General features: G+C 64.3%; 16 protein-coding genes. 9 read left to right on the top strand and 7 right to left on the bottom strand.

Features of this window, described 5'->3' with window-relative positions:
- Positions 1 to 3 precede the first annotated feature (3 nt).
- A complete protein-coding gene (locus IVB48_RS08815; protein WP_247399464.1) occupies positions 4 to 876 on the bottom strand; it encodes a MurR/RpiR family transcriptional regulator in 873 nt (290 codons plus the stop codon).
- A gap of 86 nt (positions 877 to 962) precedes the next feature.
- On the opposite strand from IVB48_RS08815, the gene IVB48_RS08810 reads away from it, so the two are divergent.
- Positions 963 to 2,150, top strand: a complete 1,188-nt coding sequence (locus tag IVB48_RS08810) for an ABC transporter permease subunit (RefSeq protein ID WP_247399463.1) — start codon at positions 963 to 965, stop codon at positions 2,148 to 2,150.
- A gap of 2 nt (positions 2,151 to 2,152) precedes the next feature.
- A complete protein-coding gene (locus IVB48_RS08805; protein ID WP_247399460.1) occupies positions 2,153 to 3,256 on the top strand; it encodes an amino acid ABC transporter permease in 1,104 nt (367 codons plus the stop codon).
- Positions 3,257 to 3,326: 70 nt separating this feature from the next.
- Here the strand turns inward: IVB48_RS08805 and IVB48_RS08800 are convergent, their stop codons facing one another.
- Both IVB48_RS08800 and IVB48_RS08795 read right to left on the bottom strand, forming a co-directional pair.
- Positions 3,327 to 4,745, bottom strand: coding sequence for an amidase family protein (locus IVB48_RS08800; RefSeq protein ID WP_247399457.1), 1,419 nt, complete (start codon positions 4,743 to 4,745; stop codon positions 3,327 to 3,329).
- Positions 4,746 to 4,900: 155 nt separating this feature from the next.
- A complete protein-coding gene (locus IVB48_RS08795) occupies positions 4,901 to 5,677 on the bottom strand; it encodes an SDR family oxidoreductase (protein WP_247399456.1) in 777 nt (258 codons plus the stop codon).
- 157 nt (positions 5,678 to 5,834) lie between these two features.
- On the opposite strand from IVB48_RS08795, the gene IVB48_RS08790 reads away from it, so the two are divergent.
- Positions 5,835 to 6,908 (top strand): tartrate dehydrogenase, encoded by a 1,074-nt coding sequence (locus IVB48_RS08790; RefSeq protein WP_247399455.1) that lies wholly within the window; start codon positions 5,835 to 5,837, stop codon positions 6,906 to 6,908.
- 194 nt (positions 6,909 to 7,102) lie between these two features.
- On the opposite strand, the gene IVB48_RS08785 is transcribed toward IVB48_RS08790, so the two are convergent.
- From IVB48_RS08785 to IVB48_RS08770, 4 genes are read right to left on the bottom strand one after another with little or no spacing between them, the layout of a single operon-like run.
- On the bottom strand, positions 7,103 to 8,176 hold the full coding sequence (locus IVB48_RS08785; protein ID WP_247399454.1) for a malate/lactate/ureidoglycolate dehydrogenase: 1,074 nt from the start codon (positions 8,174 to 8,176) through the stop codon (positions 7,103 to 7,105).
- Between the two features lie 11 nt (positions 8,177 to 8,187).
- Positions 8,188 to 9,099: an NAD(P)-dependent oxidoreductase gene (locus tag IVB48_RS08780; protein ID WP_247399453.1), complete on the bottom strand. Its 912-nt coding sequence runs from the start codon at positions 9,097 to 9,099 to the stop codon at positions 8,188 to 8,190.
- 16 nt (positions 9,100 to 9,115) lie between these two features.
- Positions 9,116 to 10,366, bottom strand: a complete 1,251-nt coding sequence (locus IVB48_RS08775; protein ID WP_247288605.1) for a Zn-dependent hydrolase — start codon at positions 10,364 to 10,366, stop codon at positions 9,116 to 9,118.
- A 32-nt stretch (positions 10,367 to 10,398) separates the two neighbouring features.
- Positions 10,399 to 11,316, bottom strand: coding sequence for a LysR family transcriptional regulator (locus IVB48_RS08770; protein ID WP_027568938.1), 918 nt, complete (start codon positions 11,314 to 11,316; stop codon positions 10,399 to 10,401).
- A 120-nt stretch (positions 11,317 to 11,436) separates the two neighbouring features.
- Between IVB48_RS08770 and IVB48_RS08765 the strand changes: the two genes are divergently transcribed.
- From IVB48_RS08765 to IVB48_RS08740, 6 genes are all read left to right on the top strand, one after another.
- Positions 11,437 to 12,252: a putative hydro-lyase gene (locus IVB48_RS08765; RefSeq protein WP_247399452.1), complete on the top strand. Its 816-nt coding sequence runs from the start codon at positions 11,437 to 11,439 to the stop codon at positions 12,250 to 12,252.
- 89 nt (positions 12,253 to 12,341) lie between these two features.
- Positions 12,342 to 13,586 (top strand): ABC transporter substrate-binding protein, encoded by a 1,245-nt coding sequence (locus IVB48_RS08760; RefSeq protein ID WP_027568940.1) that lies wholly within the window; start codon positions 12,342 to 12,344, stop codon positions 13,584 to 13,586.
- A gap of 171 nt (positions 13,587 to 13,757) precedes the next feature.
- Positions 13,758 to 14,636: a branched-chain amino acid ABC transporter permease gene (locus tag IVB48_RS08755; protein WP_026233279.1), complete on the top strand. Its 879-nt coding sequence runs from the start codon at positions 13,758 to 13,760 to the stop codon at positions 14,634 to 14,636.
- Positions 14,636 to 15,619, top strand: a complete 984-nt coding sequence (locus IVB48_RS08750) for a branched-chain amino acid ABC transporter permease (protein ID WP_247399451.1) — start codon at positions 14,636 to 14,638, stop codon at positions 15,617 to 15,619. The genes IVB48_RS08755 and IVB48_RS08750 overlap by 1 nt, the downstream gene beginning before the upstream one ends.
- Complete coding sequence (locus IVB48_RS08745) at positions 15,616 to 16,347, top strand: ABC transporter ATP-binding protein (RefSeq protein WP_007593737.1); 732 nt, start codon at positions 15,616 to 15,618, stop codon at positions 16,345 to 16,347. Before IVB48_RS08750 ends, IVB48_RS08745 begins: the two co-directional genes overlap by 4 nt.
- A complete protein-coding gene (locus IVB48_RS08740) occupies positions 16,331 to 17,035 on the top strand; it encodes an ABC transporter ATP-binding protein (RefSeq protein ID WP_027568941.1) in 705 nt (234 codons plus the stop codon). The genes IVB48_RS08745 and IVB48_RS08740 overlap by 17 nt, the downstream gene beginning before the upstream one ends.
- Position 17,036: the final 1 nt, after the last annotated feature.

The following is a 17,036-nucleotide window of genomic DNA, read 5'->3' as shown; positions in this document are numbered from 1 at the left end:
GGGTCAACCTTTCTCTGAAACGTAAGTTGAGGCCGCGGCCAGCCGCGCCTCCGTATTCTCCAGGCGCTTCTTCGCGGCCGTGCCGCCGAGCGAAAACGTCACGGCGGCGAGCGATTGCGCGATCGCAATGGCGCCGGTGAGGCTGGGGAAAAAGCCGGGAGAGGAGGCCGCCTCGAACAGCAGCACGTGGTCGGCGCCTTCGGCCATTGGCGCCGAAGGGCTATCGGCGATCGCGATCAGGGTGGCGCCGGCACGATAGGCGGCCTGCGCCACCCGGACGCTCGCATGGGTGTAGGGCATGAAGCCGATGACGACGACGACTTCGCCGGGCCGGAACGCGCCGAGGTCGAGATCGGCGGGGCCGGACGTGCCGACGAGTTGCACCTGTTCGGGGCGAAACAGCCGGAGCTCGTAGTTGAGCAGTTCCGCGACGCTGCGGCAGCTTCGGTAGCCGGTGATCCAGACCCGCTTGGCATCGTGGAGCGCGCGTGCCGCCTCCGCAATCGGCTGGGCCGGGATGCGCGGAAGGCCGGCGGCCTCGGCTTCCAGCTTGTCGGTGACGAGCGCGACATCGGCATTCGGGCCGTGGCGGCGGCTCCTGGCGCGGCCGGAGAAGGGCGCTGTCTGCGAGGGCCGTCGCGCCTCCGTCAGTGCCGCGCGCAATTCGTCCCAGCCCGAATAGCCGATCGCCTTGGCAAGCCGCGTGAAGGCGGCGGGATCGGCGCCGGCAACCGCTGCGAGATCGCGCATCGAACGCGTGGTGGCGTCGTAATCGTTGGCCGCGACGAAACGCCCGACCTCCTGCAACCGCATCGGAAGCGATGGCAATGCAATGCGCAGTTCGCTCAGCGGCGAGGATTTGGCGGGCTCGGCCATGAAACATTTGTTGCACGAAGTAGAGTTTGGTGCAACAGTTGACGTACGCTGCCGGAAATCGCCGTTTTGAGAAGGATTTTTGTGCTGTGACGTCAGACGCTCCGAGACCGCCGCCGCGCCGTCGCTTCTTCGGCGCTTTCGGACAACGCGAGCTGAAAGGCCTGTTCTGGCAGGCCCTGGTGGTGGGGATCGCAGTCGCGGTCATCGCCTTCCTCTGGTCCAACACGGTCACCAATCTCTCCGCGCGCCGCATCACGACCGGTTTTGCCTTCCTGGGCCGAGAGGCCGGCATGCCCATCGCCGACAGCCTGCTCGCCTATAATCCGAGAGACTCATATCTCTGGGCCTTCGTTGTCGGCATCGCCAACACCCTGCGCGTCGCCGTGATCGGAATCGTGCTTGCAACCATCCTGGGCACGGTGATCGGCATCTCGCGGCTGTCGGCCAACTGGCTGCTGTCGCGGCTCGCCGCGGTGTATGTCGAAACGCTCCGCGACATCCCGCTGCTGCTCCAGCTCCTGTTCTGGTACGTGCTGATGCAAGCGCTGCCGGCGGCGCGCGCGGCATGGCGGCCGATCGAGGGCGTGTTCCTGTCTAATCGCGGGCTGATCCTGCCGGCGATTCCGATCGGGACGCCGCAGCTTTGGGTGCTCGGCACGGCAGTGCTCGGGCTTGTGGTGTTCTATGTCATCCAGCGGCGGCTCATCGCGCAGCAAATGCGCGACGGCAAGCCGCGGCCGGCCTGGCCGTTTGGACTCGGGTTGCTCGTTGGGCTGCCTGCGGCGGTGTCCGTGCTGCTCGGCGTGCCCTGGACGATCGAATGGCCTGGGTTGCGCGGCTTCAACTTCGTCGGCGGGCTGACGCTCGCGCCGGAATATTTCGCGCTGCTGATCGCGCTCGTCACCTACACCTCGGCCTTCATCGCCGAGATCGTGCGCAGCGGCATCCAGTCGGTGCCGCGCGGCCAGTGGGACGCCGCCAATGCGCTCGGCCTGCGCCGCAGCTTCATGCTGCGGCAGATCATCCTGCCGCAGGCGCTGCGCGTCATCGTGCCGCCGATGACGAGCCAGTACCTCAACCTCACCAAGAACTCCTCGCTCGCGGTCGCGATCGGCTACCAGGACGTCGTCTCGGTCGCCAACACGACGCTGAACCAGACCGGGCAGGCGATCGAGGCCATTGCCTTGATCATGGCGGTGTTTCTGACCATCAGCCTCGGCATCAGCTTTTTCATGAACTGGTACAATTCGCGCATCGCGCTGGTGGAGCGCTGACCATGACGGCGATCGCCGACATTCCAGAAGCACCGCGCACCGCCCGCCCGCAAATTGGCAATCCGGTGCTGCGCTGGCTGCGCACCAATTTGTTCTCGTCGATCCCCAACGGCATCCTTTCCGTCGTGTTGCTGGCGGTGCTCGCAAAGGCCATCTTCAGCTTCGCGCAATGGGGCATCGCCAATGCGGTCTGGCTCACCCCCGCGAACGATTCCAGCGCCTGCCGCGCGGTACGCGGCGTCGGTGCATGCTGGGCGATCATCCCCGAAAAATACCGCTTCATCCTGTTCGGCACCTATCCGTTCGACGAGCAGTGGCGGCCGGCGCTGGCGGTACTGCTGTTCATCGCCCTGTTCTATCTCTCCACCCGCCGCGCCTTATGGCGGCGCGAGCTGGCCTATCTCTGGATCGCTGCTCTCGCGCTGATCAGCATATTGATGTGGGGCGGCATACTCGGCCTGTCGTTCGTCTCGCAGGACCGGTGGGGCGGCTTGCCCGTGACGCTGATCCTGGCGACCTTTGGTCTGGCTTTCGGCTTCCCGCTCGGCATCCTGGTCGCACTCGGCCGGCGCTCAAAGCTGCCGGCGATCCGCTCGCTCAGCGTGCTCTATGTCGAACTGATCCGCGGCGTGCCGCTGGTCAGTCTGCTGTTCATGGCCAGCGTGATGTTTCCGCTGTTCATGCCGAACGGATTCAACATCGACAAGCTCCTGCGCGCGCAGGTCGCGATCATCCTGTTCGCGGGTGCCTATCTTGCCGAAGTGATTCGCGGCGGCCTCCAGGCCGTGCCGCGCGGGCAATACGAGGCCGCCGACGCGCTCGGCCTGTCCTACTGGCGCAAGAACCGGCTGATCGTCCTGCCGCAGGCGATCCGCCACGTCATCCCGCCGCTGGTCAACACCTTCATCGCCTTCTTCAAGGACACCAGCCTCGTCTTGATCATCGGTATCTTCGACTTGCTGACGACGGCCAAGACCGCGATCATCGATCCGGCGTGGCAGCAATTCTCCGTCGAGGTCTACATCTTCGTCGCCGGGATTTATTTTGTCTTCTGCTTCGCGATGTCGCGGTATAGCCGCAGCCTGGAGGCGACGAGCGGAAGGTGACTATCTCTCTTGTCCCGGCTCTGCAGCACACCGCTGAAGAAGCGCTGCGCCGCGTCCGGGACACGAGAGGCTAGTTCTTCACGCGCGGATCAATCGGCGTCGTGCCGCGCACGCCCAAAATATCCTCCAGCACCTTGGCGCCGGCGATCACATGCGCATCCGCGCGCGGAGCCCCGACGACCTGCAGGCCGACCGGAAGTCCCGATGCGGTGAAGCCGCACGGCAGCGACAGCGCGGGACAGCAGGCGAGCGTGATCGCATAGACGATGCCGAGCCACTCGACGTAATTGTCGAACTTCTTGCCGGCGCATTCGGCGACATAGCGATGCTCGATCGGGAAGGGCGGCACGATCGTGGTCGGTACCAGCAGCAGATCGTAGCTCTTGAAGAACTCGACCGCACGCGCGGTCATGCCGACGCGCTGCGCCTCGGCGCGTTCGAGCTGCTCGATCGTGAGCTTGAGGCCTTCCTCGATGTTCCAGATCACTTCGGGCTTGAGCAGGTCGCGCTTGGTGCGCAACAGATTGGCCTTGCTGATCGCAAAATCGAAGGCGCGCAACGTGTGGAAGCACTCGTGCGCCTCGCGCCAGTCCGGGTGCGCCTCCTCGACGATGGCGCCGGCTTCGGCAAAGCGTTCAGCCGCGTTGCGTGTGATCGCTTTGACTTCGGGATCGACCGGCGTAATGCCGAGATCGGGCGAGTAGGCGATGCGCTTCGGTTTCTTGCCTGATTGTGCCGCTGACAGGAATGAGGTCGCAGGCGCGGGAAGCGACAATGGATCGGCTGCATAGTCGCCACTCATGGCATCGAGCAGCAGCGCGAGATCCTCGACGTTGCGTGCCATCGGACCGACGACGCCGAGGTTACGATCGATGGCTGATTTTGGAGTATGTGCGACCCGGCCGATGCTCGGCCGCATGCCCACGACGCCGCAGAAAGCTGCCGGGCTGCGCAGACTGCCGCCCATGTCGGAGCCTTGCGCCACCCAGGCCATGCCGGTGGCGAGCGCAACGGCCGCGCCGCCTGACGAGCCGGCTGCCGACTTGGACGTATCCCACGGATTGAGAGTTGCGCCGAACACCTCGTTGAAGGTGTTGGCGCCCGCGCCGAATTCCGGCGTGTTCGACTTGGCATAGATGACGGCGCCGTTGGCCTCGAGATTTTCGACCAGGATGTCGGACGTCGCCGGGATGTTGTCCTTGAAGATCGGCGAGCCCTGGGTGTTCAGCACGCCAGCAACGTCGGTCAGGTCCTTGATCGGCACCGGCAGGCCTGCTAGCAGCCCGCGCGCACCGGCCGGCTTCCGCATCAGCGCCTTTGCGCTATCCCGCGCGCGATCGAAGCACAGCGTCGGCAACGCGTTGACCTTGCCATCGACTTGACCGATGCGCTTCTCCAGCACATCCAAGAGCTCCAGCGGCGAGACGTCGCCGGACCGCAGCTTGTCGACGACGGTGCACGCGGTTTCGCGGATCAGGTCCTGAGACAATTATTCTACTCCTGTGCTTGTTCTAGGCTCCGTCATTGCGAGGAACGAAACGACGAAGAATCCAGACTTTTGCCGCAGATACATTTCTGGATTGCATCCGCCTTCGTTAAAGCTTCGGCGGACAAGTCGCTTCGCTCGCAATGACGTGGACAGACTTAACCCCATCCCGCGCTGATGCCGCCGTCCACCGTGTAGATCACGCCTGACGTGTAGCCCGCGCGATTCGACGCCAGGAACGCCATGAGATCTCCGATCTCGCGCGCATGCGCAGGCCGGCCGAGCGGCAGGCTCTTCTGGAATTCCTTGTAGCGGCTTTCGTCGCCGAACTGGTGCTTTGCCCGGGTCTTCAGCAAGGTGACGTGACGGTCGGTGCCCACAGGGCCGGGATTGATTCCGACCACGCGGATGTTGTCGGCGAGGCTCTTGCCCCCGAGCGCGCGGGTGAAGGCCATCAGCGCGGCATTGCCGGCGCTGCCGCAAATGTAGTTGGCGTCGAATTTTTCGCCGGCGGCACCGATGTCGTTGACGATCACGCCGCCGCCCTTCGCCTTCATCTGCGCATAGATCATGCGCGTGAGGTTGATGTAGCCGAACACTTTCAATTCCCAGGCGTGGCGCCAGGTCGCCTCGTCGATCTTGTCGATGGAGCCGCCGGGAATGTCGCCGGCATTGTTGACGAGGACGTCGATTTCGGCGGCTTCCTTGGCGAGCCGCGTCAAATCCTCGCTCTTGCGCAAATCGACGATGCTCGTGGCGGCATCGATCTGGTGCGCCGAGCGCAAGCGCTCGGCCAGAGCCTTGAGCTGATCGCCGTTGCGGGCGGCGAGGAGGAGATGGCAGCCTTCCTCGGCAAAGGCCTCGGCGGCAGCTGCGCCGATGCCCTTGGACGCGCCCGTGATCAGGACGCGCTTGCCACGCAGATGCAGATCCATGGGAGTTACTCGCAGGAGAGGAACGGGAATAAAATCAGTAGGCGGTCGGCCGCGCCATGGTCAACATTGCAGTGCAGCGTTGCACTGCCGCCGCGTTTGGTCCATTGCAGTGCGGTCAAAAAGGCGGCGGCCGCCGGAGCAATCAAGGACGTTCTCGATGAGCAAGAAGCAATACCGGATCGCGGTCATTCCTGGCGACGGCATCGGCAAGGAAGTGATGCCCGAAGGTCTGCGCGTTCTGGAGACCGCGGCGAAGAAGCACGGGGTGTCCCTTCATTTCGATCATTTCGACTTCTCGTCCTGGGACTATTACGAGAAGCACGGGCAGATGATGCCGGACGATTGGAAGGATAAGATCGGCAAGCACGACGCCATCTATTTCGGCGCGGTCGGCTGGCCGGCCAAGATTCCGGATCACGTCTCGCTTTGGGGTTCGCTGATCAAGTTCCGCCGTGAGTTCGACCAATATGTGAATCTGCGCCCGGTGCGGCTGATGCCCGGCGTGCCGTCGCCGCTGGCCAACCGCAAGCCCGGCGACATCGATTTCTGGGTGGTGCGCGAGAACACCGAAGGCGAATATTCCTCCGTCGGTGGTCGCATGTTCCCCGACACCGACCGTGAGTTCGTGACGCAGCAGACGGTGATGACCCGCATCGGCGTCGATCGCATCCTGAAGTTCGCGTTCGAACTCGCGCAGTCGCGGCCGAAGAAGCACCTGACCTCGGCGACCAAATCGAACGGCATCTCCATCACCATGCCCTATTGGGACGAGCGCGTGGAGGCGATGGCGAAGAAGTATCCAAGTGTGAAGTGGGACAAGTACCACATCGACATCCTGACCGCGAATTTCGTGCTGCATCCGGATTGGTTCGACGTCGTGGTCGGCTCCAATTTGTTCGGCGACATCCTGTCCGACCTCGGCCCGGCCTGCACCGGCACCATCGGCATCGCGCCGTCGGGCAACATCGACCCCGAGGGCAATTTCCCGTCGGTGTTCGAGCCGGTGCACGGCTCGGCGCCCGATATCGCGGGGCAGGGCATCGCCAATCCGATCGGCGCAATCTGGTCAGGCGCGATGATGCTCGAGCATCTCGGCGAGAAGCAAGCCGGCAAGTCGATCGTCGAAGCGATCGAGCGCACGCTGGCAGAGCGCACGCTCCGCACCAAGGATCTCGGCGGCAACGCCGACACCACGGCTTGCGGCAAGGCGGTTGCGGATATGGTGGATTAGAGCGCTGCTTTCCCTCCCCCCTTGTGGGGGAGGGTGGCTTCGATGCGAAGCATCGAAGACGGGTGAGGGGTTGTCTCCGCGGAGACAGGCCTCTCAATTGTGCATTTCTCTTCGTGGAGAGAGACCCCTCATCCGGCGCTTCGCGCCACCTTCTCCCACAAGGGGAAAAGGTAAGAGCACCGTGCTCCGCCTCACTACCCCGCGATCTTCTCGATCGCCGCCTGATCCAGCCCGAACTTCTTCCCGGCCTCCAAGATCTCCTGCCAGGTGGTCGGATCGACCGGAATGCCTTCAGCCAGGCGCTTCTGTTTCATCTCGCGCTCGGGCTCGCCGGCGATCTTCACCTTGTCGACGCCGACGGCGGGCGGTGAGCCGGTGTGCCAGGCGACGAAGCTCTCGACTTCGCGCGCGAGATTCTCCGCGGTGCCGAGCTTGGTCGGATCGATGATGATCGAGAGCATGCCGTTGAGGACGTTGTACTTGCCATCGGACGGGCCCTTGACCACCTGCCCGCCGGAGAGCGCGCCGCCGAGGATTTCGCACACAAGCGCGAGCCCCGACCCCTTGTGCTCGCCGAACGGCAAGATGGCGCCGTGCGGCGGGATCACGGTGTAGCGCGGGTTGGTGGTCGGCTTGCCCTCATTGTCGATGATGGTGCCGCGCTCGAGCTCGACGCCCTTGTTGTGGGCGACGCGGGTCTTGCCCTGCGCGATCCTGCTGGTGGCGAAGTCGAGCACGATGGGGTCCTTGCCCGCGCGCGGGATGCCGACGCAGAACGGGTTGGTGCCGTGGCGCCCATCGCTGCCGCCCCACGGCGCAACGATCGGGCGCGAGATCACGTTGACGAAGTGAATCGAGACCAGTCCGTGGTCGATGCACTGCTCGGCCCAGTGGCCGATCCGGCCGATATGGTGCGAGTTCGAGAGGCCGACGAGGCACACGCCGTTCCGCTTGGCCCGCTCGGCAGCCAGCTCCATCGCTTCATGGCCGATGACCTGGCCGTAGCCGGTGAGGCCGTCGAGGGTGAGAAGCGGACCGGTGTCGAGCACGATCTTGGCGTGCTGGTTCACGGCGAGGCCGCCCGTGGTGACGCTCTGGACATAGCGCGGGATCATGCCGACGCCGTGGGAGTCGTGTCCCTTGAGATTGGCCTCGACCAGATTGGTGGATACGAGCTCGGCCTCGCGGTCCGTGGAGCCGCCGGCCTTGACGATGGCACTGATGGCTTCGATGAGCGGCTGTGCCTTGATGGTGCGATAGTCGGCCATTGTCGGTGCTCTTATCCCTTTACGATTCTACGGCAGTGCTCCCACGCCGCATGAATGAGGTTCTCGCTCGCCTCGGGGGTCCGGAACGCCGAATGCGCCGACAACGTCACGTTCGGCAGTTTTGTCAGCGGATGATCGCCGGGCAGGGGCTCGATGTTGAAGACGTCGAGGCCGGCATGGCGGATGTGGCCCGACTTCAGCGCATCGATCATGGCTGCCTCGTCGACGACGGCGGCGCGGGCGGTGTTGATGAGGATGACTCCCGGCTTCATCTTCGCGATCATCTCGCGGGTGATCATGCCGCGCGTTTCGTCGTTGAGCAGCAGATGCAGCGATACGACGTCTGCTCTCGCCAACACCGTGTCGAGATCCGCGAATTCCACGCCCGGATAGCTCTTCGGCGAGCGATTCCAGGCGATCACCTTCATGCCGCTGCCTGAGGCGATGCGCGCGACTTCCGCGGCAATGCCGCCGAAGCCGATCAGGCCGAGCGTCTTGCCGGTGAGCTGCATGCCGTCTTCGCGCAGCCAGTTTCCGCCGCGCATCTCTCGGTCCATCATCGCGATGACGCGGGCCGAAGCCCACATCAGCGCGATCGCGCATTCCGCGACCGCCGTGTCGCCATAGCCCTTGATCAGGTGCACGGAGATGCCGAGCTCAGCGAGCTCCTCCGGGTTCATGTAACTGCGTGCACCGGTGCCGAGGAACACGACATGTTTCAGCCCCGCGCACTTCTTTGCGACCTCGGTCGGCAGCGCGGTATGGTCGACGATCGCGATCTCGGCGCCGTCGAGGATTTCAGGATATTGCTCGGGCTTGATGTCGGGATCCCTGTGGATCCGCACCTTGGGATCGCCGGGCTGCTCCAGGCGCTCCATGATCACGGCCAGGGCTTCGTTGGCGTCGACGAAAACTCCGCGCATGACTCTCTCTCTCCGGTCAGGATGCGACGCCGGCGATCGCCAGCACCGTGTGCATGAGGACATTGGTGCCCGCGGCGCAATCGGGCTGCGTGGCGTCTTCCAGCTCGTTGTGGCTGATGCCGTCCTTGCAGGGCACGAACACCATTGCGGCCGGCATGATTGTGTTGAGATTGCAGGCGTCGTGGCCGGCGCCGGAGGTGATGCGGCGAGAGGAGTAGCCGAGCGTCTTCGCCGCGTTCTCGACGGCCGCAATCAACTTGGGATCGAAATGCGTCGGCGGCTTGCGCCAGACCAGGTCGATCTTCACCTCGACCTTGCGGCGTGCGGCGATCTCGGCAATCGCGCTGCGCAGATCGCGATCGAGCGCATCCATGATCGCGCCATCTGCACTGCGGCAATCCATCGTGAAGGCGATCTCGCCGGGAATGACGTTGCGCGACGGGTTTGCGATCACGGCCTCGCCGATGGTGCCGACTGCCTTCGGCCCGTGCTTGCTCGCAATGGCCTCCATCGCCAGCACGATCTCGGACAGCGTCGCCAGCGCGTCGCGCCGCAGCGGCATCGGCGTCGACCCGGCATGGCTCTCGAAGCCGGAAATCTTGCCGTCGTACCAAAGTACGCCCTGGCCGGAATCGACGACACCGATGGTCTTGCCTTCGGCTTCCAGGATCGGGCCCTGCTCGATGTGCAACTCGACGAAACAGCCGAGCTTCTGGAAACCGACCGGCTTGTCGCCGCGATAACCGATGCTGTCGAGCGCCTGGCCGACGGTGGTGCCGTCGGCGTCCTTGCGCGACAGGATGTCGTCGGTGGTGAAGTCGCCGACATAGGCGGCGGAGGCCATCATCGCGGGAGCGAAGCGCGAACCCTCTTCGTTGGTCCAGTTGACGACGCAGATCGGCGCCTCGGTCTCAATGCCGGCGTCGTTCAACGTGCGGATCACTTCCAGTGCTCCGAGCGTTCCCAGAATGCCGTCATACTTGCCGCCGGTGGGTTGCGTGTCGAGATGCGAGCCGATGCCGACAGGCGGCTTCGACATGTCGCGTCCCTTGCGCAGGCCGAACTGCGAACCGAGCGCATCGGTGTGCACCTCTAAGCCGGCGTCCTCGCAGGCCTTGCGGAACCAGTCGCGCACCAGCTTGTCCTCCGCGCTCAGCGTCAGCCGCCGCACGCCGCCCTTGGCCGTCGCGCCGAACTGCGCGGTCTCGTGGATGGAGCCCCAGAGGCGGGCGGAATCGATTTGCAAATTGGTGGCGGCTCGGCTCATGCGGTCAGTCTCTCAATTGTCCGGCGCCTGTTTCAATGACGCGCCGGCGCGGGCGCGTCAACTGTAAGGCTGCCCTGCGCAATCTGACATGCAAGCTCTGCGACCCGCTCCACCGCCACGACGTCGGGCGAGGCGAGCCAGCTGGCGGTGAATGTCAGCGGCGCGATTTTGAGATCGGTGTCGAGCAGTTGCAGCCGCCCGTCTGCGAGCTCGCTCTCGACGATGGCGTCGGGGATCACGGCGATGCCGAGGCCCTCGACCGCCATGTGAATCACGGTCGCAAGCGAGGCGGAGGCGTGCAGCCGGATCGGCGGAAGCTCCGGCCGGTCGAACACTTCGCGCACGACCTCGTAGGGCCGCGTCTTCCGCGGAAATGTAATGATCGGAAACCGGGCGAGCTCGGCCCGCGTGACCGGCCCATGGCCGAGGCCGAGCGAGGGGCTGGCGAGAAATCCGATCGGATAGTCCGCGAGAACGCGATTGTGCACCCCGGAGGCCGAGAGCGGACCCACGACGAAAGCAAGTTCGATCTCCTGCGCAAGCAGGCGCGCGGTCAGGTTCGGCGTGATGTCGACCTCGATCTCCAGCGACAGGTTCGGGTAGACTTCGTTCATGCTCTTCACCAGCCGCGGCAGCCAGGTGTGCACGATGGTTTCGGCGACGCCGAGCCGCATCACGCCACGCATCGCCGAGCGGTCGCCGATCTCGGCGATCATCGCGGCCCGTAAGCCGATCAGCTTCTCCGCGTAGACCATCATCTGCCGGCCGCTCGGCGTCGGCGAGGCCACGCGATGGTCGCGATTCAGGAGCTTGACCCCCATCTCGCGCTCGAGCTGGGCGATGCGCTGGGAGATCGCCGGCTGGGTCGTGTTGAGGCGTGCTGCGGCGCCGCGAAAGCTGCCGAGCTTCACAACCCAAAGGAACGTCTCGATCGATCTGAAGTCCAGCATTGGAAGGATTTTCCCATCCGATAAATGAAATTTATCGATATTGATTAGAAAGGAAGATTAGACTTTATAGCACGCGTGGTGTTGGCTTGTCTTTGTCGAGTTTATAGGCAGGTCGATCCCATGACTGTTTTGGTGGCAGTGCAGCAAACTGAAACGCCCGACACGCTCCCGAGCCGCAAGGCGCGGCTTGCCTACCGCGAGGGGCTGGTCGCCTCCACCGCCGGCGTTGCCCCCGGCTTCGTCCAGGGCAATCTGGCGATCCTGCCGGCGGAATATGCCGGCGCCTTTCACCGCTTCTGCCAGTTCAATCCCAAGCCGTGCCCCATCATCGGCATGTCCGATGTGGGCAGTCCGCACATCCCGGCGCTGGGCGCCGATCTCGACATCCGCACCGACGTGCCGCGCTACCGCGTCTGGCGCGACGGCGAGGTCGTGGACGAGCCGACCGATGTGACAAAGCATTGGCGCGACGATCTCGTGACCTTCGTGCTCGGCTGCTCGTTCTCGTTCGAAGAGGCGCTGCTCGACGAGGGCATGCCGATCCGCCACATCGAGCACAATGTGCGCGTGCCGATGTATCGCACCAACATCGCTTGCGGCGAGTCCGGTCCCTTCGCCGGTCCCATGGTGGTGTCGATGCGTCCGTTCAAGCCGGCGGATGCGATCCGCGCGGTGCAGATCACCTCGCGCTATCCGGCCGTGCACGGCGCGCCCGTGCATCTCGGCCATCCGCACCTGATCGGTATCAAGGACATCGCCAAGCCCGATTACGGCGATCCGGTGCCGGTCGCCGACGACGAGATCCCGGTGTTCTGGGCCTGCGGCGTGACACCGCAATCGGTCATCAACGCCGCAAAGCTGCCGTTCGCGATCACGCATTCGCCCGGCCTGATGCTGGTGACGGATCTCAAGAACAGGACCATGGCCGTGATTTAGTGGGCAGCGTTTGCTGCTTCTTCGAGCTTTACCGCATCCATCAATCGCTTCATTCGATCAGCCGAAATTCAGTAACAGGGGACTTTGCCATGACGATCACTCGCCGCGACGTATTGTTGGGAGCCACCGCTACGGCCGCGCTGGTGCCGCTGGCCGCCCGCGCACAGACTTCGGAAGTCGTGATCGGCGTGATCTATCCGTTCTCCGGCGGCAGCGCGCAGCAGGGCGTCGATGCGCAGAAGGCCTATGAGACCGCGCTCGAGGTCATCAACAAGGACACCGATTTCGACCTGCCGCTGGCGAAGGGCGAAGGCTTGCCGGGTCTCGGCGGGGCAAAAGTGCGCCTCGTCTTCGCCGACCACCAGGCCGATCCGCAGAAGGGCCGCGCCGAGGCCGAGCGCCTGATCACGCAGGAGAAGGTCTCCGCCATCATCGGCACCTATCAGAGCGCGGTCGCCGTCACCGTCAGCCAGATCTGCGAGCGCTATCAGATCCCGTTCGTCTCCGCCGACAACTCCTCGCCGAGCCTGCACCGTCGCGGCCTGAAATATTACTTCCGCGCCGCGCCGCATGACGAGATGTACTCGGCCGCCATGTTCGACTTCTTCGATGCGTTGAAGAAGAAGGGCACCAAGATCGAGACGCTGTCGCTGTTCCACGAGGACACCATCTTCGGCACCGATTCCGGTAATGCCCAGGCCAAGATCGCCGGCGAGCGCGGTTACAAGATCGTTTCCGACATCAAGTATCGCGCCAACTCGCCCTCGCTCTCGGCCGAGGTGCAGCAGCTCAAGAGCGCGAACGCCGACGTGCTGATGCCCTCGAGCTACACCACAGATGGCATCCTGCTGGTGAAGACCATGGGCGAGCTCGGTTACAAGCCGAACGCGATCGTGGCGCAGGACGCCGGCTTCTCCGAGAAGGCGCTTTACGACGCCGTCGGCGACAAGCTCGAAGGCGTGATCTCGCGCGGCACCTTCTCGCTCGATCTCGCGCAGAAGCGCCCGATGGTCGGCAAGATCAACGATATGTTCAAGACACGGTCGGGCAAGGATTTCAACGATCTCACCTCGCGTCAGTTCATGGGCCTGATCATCCTCGCCGACGCCATCAGCCGCGCCAAGTCGACCGACGGCGAGAAGATCCGCGACGCGCTGGCCGCCACCGACATCCCGGGCGAGCAGACCATCATGCCCTGGAAGCGCGTCAAGTTCGACGAGATGGGCCAGAACAACGACGCCGACCCGGTGCTGCTGCAATATGTCGGCGGCAAGTTCGTCACCATCTTCCCGCCGCAGGCCGCGATCGCCGAGGCGATCTGGCCGATGAAGTAAGACACAGCGAGCGGGAGCAAGGAAGCAAATCGAGATCGTCGCAAGAGCCTCGTCATTGCGAGGAGCGAAGCGACGAAGCAATCCAGACTGTCTCCGCGACGAGATTCTGGATTGCTTCGCTTCGCTCGCAATGACGGAGCAAACGATGATATTTCGAGTAGGGGACCACCGGTGACAGCCCAGACCATTATCCAAAGTCTCGCGAGCGGCCTCCTCATGGGCCTGCTCTACGGACTGATCGCCGTCGGCCTCGCGCTGATCTTCGGCCTGATGGACGTCGTGAACTTCGCCCATGGCGAGTTCCTGATGATCGCGATGTATGTGAGCTTCTTCCTGTTCACGTTCTTCGCCATCGACCCCTTGCTGTCGGCGCCGCTGGTGGCCGCCGCGCTGTTCGTATTCGGAGCGGTCGTCTATTTGTTGATCGTACGCTTCGCTATGCGAGCCAAGGCCAATGCCGGGATGGTGCAGATCTTCTCCACCTTCGGCCTCGCCATCGTGATGCGCGGCCTCGCGCAATTCTTCTTCACGCCTGACTATCGCAGCGTTCCGCAGTCCTGGCTCGGCGGCAAGACGATCTCGATCGCCGGCGTCTTCCTGCCGGAGCCGCAGCTCATGGGTGCGCTGGTTTCGATCCTGGCCTTTGCCGGCCTCTACTTCTTCATCCATCGCACCGATTTCGGTCGCGCGCTGGAGGCCACCCGTGAAGATCCCGGCGCGGTGGCCCTCGTCGGCATCGACAAGAACCGCGTGTTCGCACTCGGCTGGGGGCTTGGTGCCGCGCTGGTAGGCCTCGCCGGAGCGATCATGGCAAGCTTCTTCTATATTTATCCCGACGTCGGCGCGTCCTTTGCGCTGATCGCCTACGTCACGGTCGCGCTCGGCGGCTTCGGCAGCGTGTTCGGCGCTTTCGCCGGCGGGATCATCGTCGGCCTCGTCGAGGCCACCACCGCGCTGGTGCTGCCGCCGTCGCTGAAATCGGTCGGCATTTACGCCGTCTACCTGCTGGTCGTCTTCATCCGGCCGCGCGGCCTGTTCGGATCGATGTGATGGACAAGGATTTTGCCGCGCGGCGCCGCCGCGACCTCATAATCGCCGCGGTGTTGACCGCCCTGGCGGCGCTCGCGCCGCTGTTCATCAAGGACGTCTACGTCCAGAACATCCTGATCCTGACCTTGATGTATGCGGCGCTGTCGCAGAGCTGGAACATTCTCTCCGGCTATTGCGGGCAGATCTCGCTGGGACACGCGCTCTATTTCGGCATCGGCGCCTACACCACCGAGCTCCTGTTCACCAAATTCGGCGTGCTGCCATGGTTCGGCATGCTCGCCGGCGGCGCAGTCGCGGCCGCGATCGCGATGGGGCTCGGCTATCCCTTCTTCCGCCTGCGCGGCCATTACTTCGTGATCGCGACCATCGTTATCGCCGAGATCGGGCTGCTGCTGTTCCAGAACTGGGAATGGGCGGGGGCCGCGATGGGAATCACCATTCCGGTGCGCGGCGACAGCTGGCTGAAGTTCCAGTTCATGCGCAGCAAGCTGCCGTACTTCTATTTCGCATTGGTGCTATGCAGCCTCGCCTGGTTCGTCACCTGGTGGTTGGAGGACTCCAAATGGGGCTTCTGGTGGCGCGCGGTGAAGGACAATCCGGAAGCGGCCGAGAGCCTCGGCGTCGTCGTGTTCAACTCCAAGATGGGCGCGGCTGCCGTCTCCGCTTTCCTCGTTGCGATCGGCGGCGCCTTCTACGCGCAGTTTCTCGCCTATATCGATCCTGAAAGCGTCATGAGCTTCCAGTTCTCGCTGCTGATGGCGTTGCCGGCCGTGCTCGGCGGCATCGGCACCCTCTGGGGGCCCGTGTTAGGAGCGGCCATCCTGATCCCGATGACGGAGCTGACGCGCTCCTATATCGGCGGCTCCGGCCGCGGCGTCGATCTCATCGTCTACGGCACGCTGATCGTGCTGATTTCGCTCGCCCTGCCACAGGGTCTGGTGAGCCTGTTCTCTCGTGCGAAGCGGAAGGGAGCCACGCGATGACCCCGCTGCTTGAAACCCGCGGCGTCTGGCAGCGCTTCGGCGGCCTCGTCGCCAACAGCGACGTCTCGATCTCGGTCGGCCGCGGCGAGATCGTCGGCCTGATCGGCCCGAATGGAGCCGGCAAGTCGACGCTGTTCAATCTCATCGCCGGCGTGCTGCCGCCGACGCAAGGCTCGATCTGGTTCGACGGCGAGGATGTCACCAGCATGCCGGCCGCCGAGCGCTGCCAGCGCGGCGTCGGTCGCACCTTCCAGGTCGTCAAGAGCTTCGAGACCATGACCGTTATCGACAACGTCATCGTCGGCGCTCTCGTGCGCAACACCGTAATGCGCGAGGCACGCCGCAAGGCTCATGAGGTGCTCGAATTTACCGGCCTTGCCGCGCGCGCCAACGTGCTCGCGAGCGACCTCGTGCCGGCCGAAAAGCGCCGCCTTGAAGTCGCGCGCGCGCTTGCAACAGAACCGAAATTGCTGCTGCTCGACGAAGTCCTCACTGGTCTTACGCCGACCGAGGCGCAGACCGGCGTCGCCCTGGTGCGCAAGGTGCGTGACGCCGGCATCACCGTGCTGATGGTCGAGCACGTCATGGAGATCGTGATGCCGCTGGTCGATCGCGCCATCGTGCTCGACCTCGGCAAGGTGCTGGTCGAGGGCAAGCCCACTGAAATCGTTCGCGATCCCAAGGTGATCAGCGCATATCTGGGAGATCGTCATGCTGTCGGTGCGTGAAGTCACGACCGCCTATCAGGGCCTGGTCGCGATCTCCGGGGTCAGCATCGAAGTCGCCAAGGGCGAGATCGTCTGCGTCGCCGGCGCCAACGGCGCGGGCAAGTCGACGCTGCTGAAATCCATCGCCGGCGCCGAGCGCCCGCGATCGGGCACGGTGACGTTCGACGGCAAGCGCCTCGACGGCATGGCGCAGCACCACATCACGGCGACCGGCATCGCCTATGTGCCGGAGAACCGCCGCCTGTTTCCGCGCCTCTCCGTGCGCGACAATCTACGCCTCGGCAGCTATCTCTATCGCGGCGAGGCCGATCGCGAGAGCCCGCTCGATCTCGTGTTCCAGCTCTTTCCGCGCCTCTCCGAGCGCCTCGAGCAGCGGGCCGAGACGCTATCCGGCGGCGAGCAGCAGATGCTCGCGATCGGCCGCGCGCTGATGACGCGCCCGCGGCTGTTGATGCTGGACGAGCCCTCGCAGGGCATCATGCCGAAGCTCGTCGACGAGATCTTCCAGGCTGTGAAGCGCATCCGCGACGCCGGCATGACCGTGCTGATCGTGGAGCAACGCATGGCGGAGTGTCTCGAGATCGCCGACCGCGCCTATATCCTGCAAACCGGCCGCGTGCTGATGCAGGGCGCGGCAAGCGAGATCAAGGGCAATCCCGACGTGCGCAAGGCCTATCTGGGGCTGTAGC

This window comes from Bradyrhizobium sp. 76, from assembly GCF_023073025.1.
Lineage (GTDB): Bacteria > Pseudomonadota > Alphaproteobacteria > Rhizobiales > Xanthobacteraceae > Bradyrhizobium.
This window is presented reverse-complemented; position numbering and strand designations above follow the sequence as displayed.